The 10,334-nt window shown below is 61.4% G+C and carries 11 protein-coding genes; 8 read left to right on the plus strand and 3 right to left on the minus strand.

The window, feature by feature from the left end; all coding sequences use genetic code 11:
• The first annotated feature begins 63 nt into the window (after nt 1-63).
• Nucleotides 64-1,077, plus strand: coding sequence for an ABC transporter substrate-binding protein (locus ACN50D_RS09905; RefSeq protein ID WP_232508959.1), 1,014 nt, complete (start codon nt 64-66; stop codon nt 1,075-1,077).
• On the opposite strand, the gene ACN50D_RS09910 is transcribed toward ACN50D_RS09905, so the two are convergent.
• Nucleotides 1,052-2,344, minus strand: a complete 1,293-nt coding sequence (locus ACN50D_RS09910) for an MFS transporter (protein ID WP_007730351.1) — start codon at nt 2,342-2,344, stop codon at nt 1,052-1,054. The genes ACN50D_RS09905 and ACN50D_RS09910 overlap by 26 nt on opposite strands.
• A gap of 132 nt (nt 2,345-2,476) precedes the next feature.
• Here ACN50D_RS09910 and ACN50D_RS09915 point away from each other — a divergent pair, with 132 nt between their 5' ends.
• Nucleotides 2,477-3,598: an endonuclease/exonuclease/phosphatase family protein gene (locus ACN50D_RS09915; protein ID WP_075834751.1), complete on the plus strand. Its 1,122-nt coding sequence runs from the start codon at nt 2,477-2,479 to the stop codon at nt 3,596-3,598.
• Here the strand turns inward: ACN50D_RS09915 and ACN50D_RS09920 are convergent.
• On the minus strand, nt 3,569-4,648 hold the full coding sequence (locus ACN50D_RS09920; protein WP_064113605.1) for an alpha/beta fold hydrolase: 1,080 nt from the start codon (nt 4,646-4,648) through the stop codon (nt 3,569-3,571). The genes ACN50D_RS09915 and ACN50D_RS09920 overlap by 30 nt on opposite strands.
• Nucleotides 4,649-4,754: 106 nt before the next feature.
• On the opposite strand from ACN50D_RS09920, the gene ACN50D_RS09925 reads away from it, so the two are divergent.
• Nucleotides 4,755-5,357, plus strand: coding sequence for a TetR/AcrR family transcriptional regulator (locus tag ACN50D_RS09925; RefSeq protein WP_249343026.1), 603 nt, complete (start codon nt 4,755-4,757; stop codon nt 5,355-5,357).
• Here the strand turns inward: ACN50D_RS09925 and pip are convergent.
• The gene (pip, locus tag ACN50D_RS09930) at nt 5,345-6,304 is read right to left on the minus strand and encodes a prolyl aminopeptidase (protein WP_211921719.1); all 960 of its coding nucleotides are present in this window, start codon (nt 6,302-6,304) and stop codon (nt 5,345-5,347) included. The genes ACN50D_RS09925 and pip overlap by 13 nt on opposite strands.
• 101 nt (nt 6,305-6,405) lie before the next feature.
• Between pip and ACN50D_RS09935 the strand changes: the two genes are divergently transcribed.
• The 5 genes from ACN50D_RS09935 to ACN50D_RS09955 all read left to right on the plus strand — a co-directional run bounded on the left by ACN50D_RS09935 (nt 6,406) and on the right by ACN50D_RS09955 (nt 10,284).
• Nucleotides 6,406-6,864 (plus strand): hypothetical protein, encoded by a 459-nt coding sequence (locus tag ACN50D_RS09935; RefSeq protein WP_003942982.1) that lies wholly within the window; start codon nt 6,406-6,408, stop codon nt 6,862-6,864.
• 4 nt (nt 6,865-6,868) lie between these two features.
• Nucleotides 6,869-7,465 carry a hypothetical protein gene (locus ACN50D_RS09940; protein WP_204855254.1) on the plus strand — a complete coding sequence of 199 codons (597 nt, stop codon included), beginning with the start codon at nt 6,869-6,871 and terminating at the stop codon, nt 7,463-7,465.
• A gap of 84 nt (nt 7,466-7,549) precedes the next feature.
• Entirely contained in the window at nt 7,550-8,164 is a 615-nt protein-coding gene (locus ACN50D_RS09945) for a TetR/AcrR family transcriptional regulator (protein WP_030536169.1), read from the plus strand.
• Between the two features lie 15 nt (nt 8,165-8,179).
• Nucleotides 8,180-9,040, plus strand: a complete 861-nt coding sequence (locus ACN50D_RS09950) for a 3-hydroxyacyl-CoA dehydrogenase (protein WP_030536170.1) — start codon at nt 8,180-8,182, stop codon at nt 9,038-9,040.
• Between the two features lie 200 nt (nt 9,041-9,240).
• Nucleotides 9,241-10,284, plus strand: a complete 1,044-nt coding sequence (locus ACN50D_RS09955) for a ParB/Srx family N-terminal domain-containing protein (RefSeq protein WP_007730324.1) — start codon at nt 9,241-9,243, stop codon at nt 10,282-10,284.
• The last annotated feature ends 50 nt before the right edge of the window (nt 10,285-10,334 follow it).

The following is a 10,334-nucleotide window of genomic DNA, read 5'->3' on the forward strand; positions in this document are numbered from 1 at the left end:
ACACAGCAACTCCACTATGGTTAGGGTCCCATAACCATGAAACCCGAGGTTGCCGTGAACCCTATGTTGAGCCGCCGTGCCATGCTGTCCGTCACCTTCGCAACAGCAGCCGGTTTCGCCCTTGCTGCCTGTGGCGACAGCGCGAAGGACGAATCCACTCCCGGCACCGAAGGTGCTCACGCCGAGGCCAACGCCTTCCCGGTGACGATCGACCACAAGTTCGGCTCCACCACCATCGAGCAGGCACCCAGCCGCATCGCAGCGGTCGGTATCGGCGACGCGGACGTTTTGCTTTCCCTCGGGCTGACGCCCGTCCTGGTCCCGGTGTGGAAGGGATCGACCGACGACGGAATCGGCGTCTGGGCCGACTCCGCAGTCCAGGGCGCCGAGCCGACGCCATTGGCCAACGCCACCACCGATTTCGACATCGAAACGATCGTGGCTGCAGCGCCTGACCTGATCATCGCCGTCAACAACGCGATCGACGAGGATCTGTACAAGCAGCTCAGCGCCATCGCGCCGACGGTGCTGCACGCCGCCGATCAGACGGATTGGGTTCTGCCCTGGCAGGAAGTCACGACCCGCATCGGTACGGCTGTGGGCGTTCCCGCGCAGGCAAAGCAGGAGGTCCAGGAAGTCGAAGACCTCATCGTTCGCACCCGCGCGGAGAACCCCCAGTTCGAAGGCAAGACAGCAGCTCTCGTCATTCGCTGGAGCGACGGAAATCTGCGAGCGTTCAGCCCCGAGGCAGCGCGGGCTCAGCTGCTCACGCAATTGGGATTCACGGCGCCTGCCGCACTGAAGGATCGGTTCGCGGGCAAGCTGAACTACGAGATCTCCGCCGAGAACTACGACCTCCTCGAGTGCGACTACCTGCTCTTCGACAACTACGAGAAGGCTCGCGCCGAGATGGAGTCGCAGCCGGCGTTCACCAATCTGAACGTGGTCGAGACCGGAGGCCTGATCAGCTTGGACCCCATCGTCAGTGACGCGGTGTCCATGCCGAACCCACTCACCATTCCGTTTGTGCTGGAAGATTTCGTCGCAAAGATCAATCAGACGATCGCTGGTCGATAACTTTCGTTCGGCCTGACCACACCCACAACACCACAGCCGACACGGCCACGCAGAGCGCAACGATCACCCATGGTGACGCCGGCGCTGCGTGGCCGTTGTCGACGAGGTCGTACACGAATCCGACTCCCACGGTTCCCAGGAGCGCGAGCAGACCGCCGATCGTGTTGAGCATGCCGAAGTGCGCTCCGAGGTTGCTTTCACGACCGAGGATCGCGATGGTGTCTCGCATCGGCGGCACCATCAACATCTGTCCCAGGTGCAGCAGCCCGATCCACACCGCCAGACCGACTATCTGCGTCGACGCCGAAGCTGCGGAGTCGACGCCGGTGACCAGCGGAACCAGGAACGACACCGAAATGAGCACAAGCCCGAAGGTGATCGCGCGCCGATGCCCGATGCGGTGGGCAACCGCGACCGTCGGTCCCTGCCCGACGATCACCAACACCGCCGCGCCCACGTAGAACCATCCCAGCGCCGACTGCGAACCGATTCCGCGCTCGAGCTGTTCCGGAAGCATCAGGTACAGCTGGCTGTACGCAACCAGCTGAAAACTGCAGAGCGTCGCGAAGAGCAGAAAGTTGTTGTTGGTCAGGACACTTCGCCAGACGTCGCGCAGCGTATAGGTCGACACCGGGCCGTCGTGGGCATCGCCCGGTCGGGGGAACCAGATGAAGAACCCGACCCACATGATCGCGAAGAGCAACGCGGCGCTCGACGCCGTCCACGAGAACGGAAACATCAGGAGAGCAGCTCCCAGCGCCGGACCGATCACTGTTCCCAGGCGGCTGCACATCTGTTCCACTGCAAACAAATCGGTACGACGCATAACTCCGGCGGACTCGAGTTCGCGTCCGTACTCCGCGTTGGCCGACTCCACTGCGGGCGCGAAGAGCGCGGCAGCAAAGCCGACCAGGAGCACGCCGACGATCACGGCGCTCATGCTTTCTGCCAGACCGAGCATCAGAAAACCGACTACACGAACGGCTATGCCCAGCAGGATGATCGGACGCTTGCCGAACCTGTCGGCGAGGCTTCCACCGATGAAGAACATGCCCTGCTGACTGAACATCCGCAATCCGAGGACGAGGCCGACAATCCAGGCCGCAAATCCGAGGTCCTCCGAAAGGTGCACCGCCAGAAAGGGGACAACCAGATAGAACCCGATGTTGAACAGCACCATCGAGAGGAGGAGCAGCTTCACCACCGGCGGCAGGACACGAACCTTCGCGAAGGTCTTGTTACCGGGGAAACGCTCACTGAGTACCACGATCAGAAGACTATTGCCCGCACGGCGTTCTGTGGAAATCTGCCATTTTACAATTGGTTAACTGTCCGTTTAGGTAGCGATGGTAATCATCTTCCGGGGGTTCGAGCACACGACAACGAGAGCCGGGATTTGATGAATGGATTGACGCGCCGCCAGATGGTCAAGGCGATGGCGGTAGCCGCGGGCACAGTCACCGCGAGCGCATTTACATTGGGTGCCAATACCTCCGTCGCGGGGGCGAGCCCCGCGCAGGAGATCAAAGTGCTCTCCCTCAACACCTGGCACGGCGGAACCAAGATCAACGGTGGCCTGCAGCTGATCGCCGACATGATCATCTCGACACAGGCGTCGATAGTTCTCCTGTCGGAAGCCGGCACTGCGACAACTGCATTGGCGGACATGCTGACCAAATCAGGAACCACCTTCTACGGAGCAGCGTCCTCCGACGTGGGGATTCTCTCCAAGTTTCCGATCGAGGAAACAGCCGACCTGAACTCGATGATCAAGGCAGTCGTGACGGTCGACGGCAAACAAATCGCTGCTTACTCGGCACATCTGGCCTACACGTCCTACGCGACGTATCTACCGCGCGGATACGGCGCGGGTGTTCCCAAGCCCGGAGAGTTCTCCGAGTTCGGCTGGAACAAGATGCCGTCCGGTCCGGTCACGGACCCCGAGACGGTTCAGCGCGTGAACATCAATTCGGGACGACCCAAGGCGATTTCGACGTTCGTCGACGATGCGGCAAAAGAACGGGCCAAGGGCAGATCCGTCATCCTCGGTGGCGATTTCAACGAACCGTCGGCCCTGGATTGGACCGACGGCACGCGAAATCTGTTCGACCACAACGGTGTAGTCGTTCCTTGGGAATCCACCCGCCTGCTCGACCAAGCCGGATTCGTCGACGCTTACCGCAGTAAGTACCCGAACCCGGCCACACACCCGGGCTTCACCTGGCCGTCCGACAATCCCGACGTCGACACCTCACAGCTCACCTGGGCACCCGAGGCAGACGAACGCGATCGGATCGACTACATCTTCGCCGATCGCGCTTCCGACCTGAAGTTGGGATCTGTAGGAATCATCGGACCCCGAAAGACGATCGTGCACAACAAAAGAGTGGAGGAGAACTCCCAGGACAACTTCATCGCTTCACCGACGCCGTGGCCGACCGATCACAAGGCCGTTCTTGCGACGTATCGTTTTGCCAGCTTCGGCGGCGGATCATCTACCGGTTCGTGGAGCGGTTCCTGACAGGGCATCTCGTAGCCAGTCGATCATCATCGGCGTCAACTCGGGCAGCTTGGTCACTGCGCAGTGCCCCGCATCCGGGATGACGTGTACCTGCGTGTTCGGGCGCTCCTCGAAGAGAGTGGTATCCGAGAGCGGGATGTGAACGTCGTCGGCCCCGTTGACCACAAGCATCGGGGTCCGGCCGTCGTCGGCGGTCATCAAGACACTGCGATCGAAAGCACGGAGACCCTGTACCAGCGCCTCTTTGGTTGCCGGGGCATCGAAACCCAGTGCGTTTCCGACGATGTCACCCATGCCGTAGACCAGGCGCTCCGCGTTCGCGGTCTCGAACGCGCCCTTGACCGGGGCGCCGATGTTGATCACCGCATCGACGGCGCCGGTCAACCCCGACCGCACGGCGAAGTTGCCACCGAAGGAGACTCCCAGGTGTGCCACCTGGCCATTGCCGAGGGCGCGAGCCGTCGCCACCAGTCCGTCGATCACCTCGTCACCGAAAGCGTCGAGAGGAACCGGTGATTCACCAGTTCCCGGCTGGTCGAAAGCGACAACAGTCACTCCGGCGTTCTTCGCGAACGCACTGACCAACGGATGCATGTCCATCTTCCAGCCGTCGACGCCGCCGCTGAGCAACAGGGCGGGTGCGTCTTCGTACCTTCCGTCCACGGAGAGAATGTGTACCGGTAGCTCGATCTCGCCGTTTCGGTAGGGCAGGGACAGGATTCGACGCTCGAACTCGAGCCCGAATCCCGGTGCTGCCTTGACGTATTCGTCCACCTGATTCTGCAGGGCCCGGCGCCGCGAATCGTTGGCCAGGACGGGGAACTTGGCGATTCCGTAGATCATCGCCGCGAGTGAATGATTGCCGGCCGCGGAGTACTTTGCTGCCAACGCCGACCACTCGTACGACCAACCACCCGGCGCGTCGGCCCAGGTCGAGTGGATGGACGCGCGCAGTTCCTCGAGATCCGAGACGGGGAGCCCGAAGCTCAGAAACTGTCCTGTGCGCTCTTCGAAGAGGCCTCGGTGATCGACAGGAAATTCGTATGACATGGGAAAACACCCCTCAATTCATCTCTAATGCAACGATCAGTTGCATTAGCTCAGTGAACCACGTGCCTCCAGCTAACACAACACCTTGTTGCGATAAGGTTGGCTCATGACTTCGACACCACAACGGCCCGGAGGGCGTAGTGCCAGGGTGCGCGAGGCCGTCCTGGCAGCCACGGCGGCCGAATTGTCCGAACGCGGATTCGCCGCGATGACCATCGAGGACATAGCCACCCGCTCCGGAGTCCACAAGACCACGATCTACCGGCGGTGGAGCACGCTGTCCCAGTTGGTGGCCGACGCGGCGATCGAGGTATCGGCAACCACCGTCCCCATCCCGGATACCGGTTCCATCGAATCCGACCTGCGCGAGATGGCCAGATCGATAGTCGCACTGGTGACCAGCGAGTCGGGCGGCGCGTTGGTGGCTGCACTGTTCTCCGACGCGGTCCGCACGCCCGAGGTCGCGAGACTCAAGCGCGAGTTCTATTCCGCACGTTACGAACTGGCAGACATCGTCGTCCGCCGAGCAGTCGAGCGCGGGGAGATCTCCGAGAAGGTCTCGGCCGCTGATCTTCTGGCGGCCGTCGCCGCACCCATCTACTATCGCCTGCTGGTCGCCGATCTACCCGTCGACCAGTCGGTTGCCGATCGTGCTGCTGCCGGCGCGCTGGCTGCGGCCCGTGCCGGGGCACTCGATCAGGCCGAATGAGCCAGTGAATTCAGCGCTTCCACGATTGCCTCGTTGAATCCGCTGCCGCCATGCCCGGCGTCGTCGAGTACCACCAACTCACTACCCGGCCAACGCCGGTGGATCGCCCAGGCAGTGTCGAGTGGCCCGGAAATGTCATACCGTCCGTGCACGAGAATCGCGGGAATCTCAGCGAGACGGTCCATTCCATCCAAGATCTGATTCGGCGCCAGGAAGCAGTCGTTACCCCAGTAATGCGTAACCAGCCTGGTCATCACCCGGCGGAAGTCCGGATTCTGGTATCGAACACTCGGAGTCCACCCCGGCATCAGCGAGACGTGCACATCCTCCCAACGGCACCACTGCAACGCGGCATTCTCGCGCACAACAGGATCCGGATCGGCAAGCAGTCGCGCGTACGCCGCGGGGAGGTTTCCGTCACGCTCGTCCACCGGCAACGGCGCCACGAACTCTTCCCATTCACGCGGAAATACCCGGCCCATGGCACGGGTGATCCACTCGATTTCGACCCTCGTCCCGCCGGTGATCGCGCCCAAGGCCATTGCGATCACCCGCGCGGGAAACGCCTGCGCGTACACCAGACCCAAACTCACGCCCCAGGAAAGTCCCGTCACGATCCATCGCTCGATACCGAGATGCTCACGAAGACGCTCGATGTCTTCCACAATGTGCGCCGTGGTGTTCACGGTCAGATCGACGTCCGGACTGCTCGCTAGCGGAAGACTGCGCCCACAGCCTCGCTGATCGAACAGAACTGCGCGAAAGACTTCGGGATCGAAGAAACGCCTGGCGCCGACAGTGCATCCCGAACCAGGACCGCCGTGGAGGTAGAGAACCGGAATGCCCGCCGGATTGCCGACTGTCTCCCAGTAGAGACTCTGACCGTCCGCCACTTCCAACAGCCCCGACTCGTACGGCTCGACGGGCGGGTACAGGACAGCAGTCATAGGCGGTGATTCTTCCATCAAGCTGCCTACTCGAGTAGGCAGCACGCGGCCGAGCAATGGCCTAGCGTGGACAGGACACCACTGCGACGGGAGTACACCAGATGCGTGATGGGTTCAGGTTGCCGGGATACGGCGGCGCCGCAGTCTTCCTTCGCAGTCATGCGGTTCCCGCCACTGTCTTCGAATCCGACGTGCCCACACTCGTTTTCGACGTCGGACTGCTCAGCCCCGACCGCTTCAATCAGTATCTCAGCCGACATACGGACGACGGATTCGTCGAACGGCTGGCGGCGTTCTTCTTTCACGCGGCCGCAGACTTCCATCCCGAGAAATCGCTTCCGGCGTTCACCGACGAACGACTCGGGCTGATGATCTCGGTCTGTTCCAGCACCGATCGAGAGGTGGAACTCGACTTCTCACTCGCCGAGGATCCCGAATCGGAGGACACCGAACGCGACGAGATGACCTTCGAGACAAGCCGAGTCGTCCTCGCGACCTCGGCGCAGACGGTTTCTCGACTGACCGGTGGAGTAACCACCCACTTCGACGGGGAGTTGTAGAGACATGGGTTTTCTCTTCGAGGTTCTCGATTTTCCCGAAGGCAGTCGGATGACCGATCTGTGGAACAACACATGGGCTGAGCCGGCAATGGGCGAGGAGATTGCCTCCGGCCACTTCATTCATCTGGGCGACGATCAACACGTCGACGTGGAGACCGATTTTCTCAGTAGCCACTTACCGTTCAACGTGGCAGGCTTCGGTGGAGTCTTTCCCGACGGCAAACCTTGGATGTTCGTCATGCAGAAGGCGCCGGCGGACCTCGCGACCAGGCTTCGCGGCGAGGACGATCCGCACTCACTTCTGCGCGGATCACTCGACCGCGCCATGTCTTTCAACCCCGATGCATTGGTGGCCGAGGAATTGTCCTGGAGGCACGCCGATCTGGTGAAGGTGTACGAGGAAGAGGGCATCCCAGCAGCATCCATCGCCGGCTGGTCGGCCGCGGACCTCCTGCGCGGCCTCTTGGCGCAGTGTTGCAATGCCGAACTTGCCACCGTCGTCGCCGGATACCCCGAATGTGCCTACCCCGAATCGGCGCATGCGTGCGAAGCGGACGTGTTCTCAGACGTGTTCGCCGGTTGGGTCAGCGGACTGCGGTGATGTGACGGAGGAGACTCCACCCTCCCGATATTTCGGAGTAGACTCATTTATGAGCGTGATCCGAAATGGAACGAGGTGAGCGGGATGACGAAGCCGGACCAAGAGCTGGGCCGTCGCGAACGCAACAAACTCGAGAAGCAGACACGCATCTTCGACGCCGCTGCCGAACTGTTCGCGGAAAAGGGCTACAGCGCAGTCACAACTCAAGAAATTGCCGACCGCGCCGATGTAGCCGGCGGCACTCTCTTTCGTTACGCCGCAAGCAAAGCCGAGTTGCTGCTCATGGTGTACAACGCGGAATACCGCAAGCAGATCGAATTGGGAGAAGAGCGTGAAGCCAAGTCGACCGGCACAGAAGATCGTGTGCTCGAGCTGGTTTCACCCCTGCTGATCGCAAGTCGCCGAAACGACGAGAACACCGGCATCTACCAACGCGAGGTGTTGTTCGGTGAGCCCAGCGAGTGTTTCCGGGCCGAAGGCCTGGAACTCTCGCAGCGCCTGCAAACGCGGATTGCGCAAATCTTGCACGAGGCACACCCCAACCACACCACCCGAACCACCACTGCAGCGCGAACGATTTCCAACGTGCTGCACTTCGAAATAGCCCGCGCGGCATTGGACCGGATCACGGCTGACGAACTCACGAACATCGTTGCCGCACAGGTCCGATTGACGCTTGCCGGACTACCCACCGAATAGGATTGAGGATCGAAAATGACTGAACTGAAGCAGATCACCGTTCTGGGTACCGGAGTTCTCGGCTCACAGATCGCCTATCAGACCGCCTATCACGGCTTCGACGTCGTCGCGTACGACATCAACGCCGAGGTCATCGAAAAGGCCAAGGCTCGGTTCGACTCGTTGGCCGCGGCCTACAAGGCCGAGAACGTCGAGGGTGCCAAGGAAGGCAAGGCTGACGAAGCGCTGCAACGTATTACGTACTCGTACGATCTAGGCGAAGCCGTCGCCAAGGCCGACCTGGTCATCGAGGCAATTCCCGAGGACATCGCCATCAAGCGCGACACCTACGAGAAGCTTGCCACGGTTGCTCCTGAGCACACGGTGTTCGCTACCAACTCCTCGACGCTGCTGCCGAGCGATCTCAAGGAGTTCACCGGCCGCCCCGAGAAGTTCCTCGCACTGCACTTCGCAAATCACGTGTGGGTCAACAACACTGCCGAGGTCATGGGCACCGAGTCCACCGACCCCGCCGTGTACCGCGAGGTCGTCGAGTTCGCGAAGAACATCGGCATGGTGCCGATCGAACTCAAGAAGGAGAAGGCGGGCTACGTACTCAACTCGCTCCTGGTCCCGCTCCTCAACGCGGCCTCCGACCTGCTGATCGACGGCATCGCCGATCCCGACATGGTCGACAAGACGTGGCGTATCGGCACCGGAGCCCCGTTCGGCCCCTTCCAGATCATGGACGTCGTCGGGTTGACCACCGTCTACAACATCTCCTCCCAGGGCGGCGAGAAGCAGCGCGAATTCGCCGACTACATCAAGAAGAACTACATCGACGAGGGCAAGCTCGGCGTTGCTGTCGGCGAGGGCTTCTACAACTACAAGGGCTGATCAATTGCAAGGCTGATCAATTGCAAGGCTGATCAACTGCAGGGCTGATCAACCAACAGGCTCACCGCGCGGTGGTTACGACGTGAATTCACGTGGTAGCCACCGCGCGGACGTCTGTTGTCAGTAAGTCCGAAACCACCCTGAGCGATTGTGACGCAAGCTTCTTCACGTGCGAACCCATCATCAGGAGAGATCCCCACATGCGTCGTTCCGCCATCTCGGCACTCACAACACTGGCACTGCTCGGCGCCGGAACATTGGTCAGCACTCCCGCTGTCGCCGCTCCCCTCGCGTGTGGCGGAATCTCCACCGGTTCGTTCTCAGGCTCCGCCGGCGGATCGGAGTACCTGTGCGCCAAGGAAGGTGATCTCCTGGACGTGCGCATCGGCGACGTTCACGCGACACAACCGTCACTCGGCTACGACGAGGTGTACTACAAGCTCGGGCGATACACGCTCGGAAAAGACACGATCAACAAGAAGTTCGACGACTGGTGTGAGGCGAACGGCCAGATCCAGGCCGCGACCGCTACTGCGGCGTCGACGCTGAAGGACCCGTCGTCCTTCACCTGCCAGATTCCAGTGGGTCAGGAAACCGCCGAGAGCATCGCGCCCATGAAGACCGTGGTCGTCGGACCCCGCGGCGATCTCTACCTGACCGACGGTCACCACACCCTCACGTCCTTCATCGAGACGGCCGACGGAGGCCCCGACCTGCACGTGCGACTGCGGGTTCTCGGCAACCTCAGTGGCCTGAGTGAAGGCGCCTTCTGGACCGAGATGGAAAAGAACAAGTGGGTCTGGTCGCGTGACGTCGACGGAAACCAGGTACCGGTCCAGGCTCTGCCGAAGAGCGTCGGCCTGGCCAACTTCGCCGACGACAAGTACCGCAGCTTGATGTACTTCTCCCGCGACATCGGATTCGCCGCAGGCACGATTCCGTTCCAGGAGTTCTACTGGGGCGCCTGGGTCCGCGACACCGCGCCCGTCGACCTCACCAACTGGAATCGCGATGATCTCTCCAGCTACCTGGGCACCGTGAAGTCGGTGACCAAAGCACAGACAGCGTTGACGGGCGATGCCGTCGTCGACAGCGGATTCACTGCCACCGATCTTGGCGTCCTGTCGGCCTGGAACGACGGCAAAGCCGAGTCCAAGGGCGAGTTCGCAAAGCTGTCCAAGCCGTACACAGACGACAAGCCGGGCAAGATCGCCTACGCACTTGCCTACAAAGCAACCCTCTGACCTGCTCAGATCCAAGTCACACCAAGCAGACTTGACTAAGGTAAGCCTCT

Origin of the sequence: Rhodococcus sp. SB1D, from assembly GCF_048573875.1 — a bacterium.
Lineage (GTDB): Bacteria > Actinomycetota > Actinomycetes > Mycobacteriales > Mycobacteriaceae > Rhodococcus_F > Rhodococcus_F qingshengii.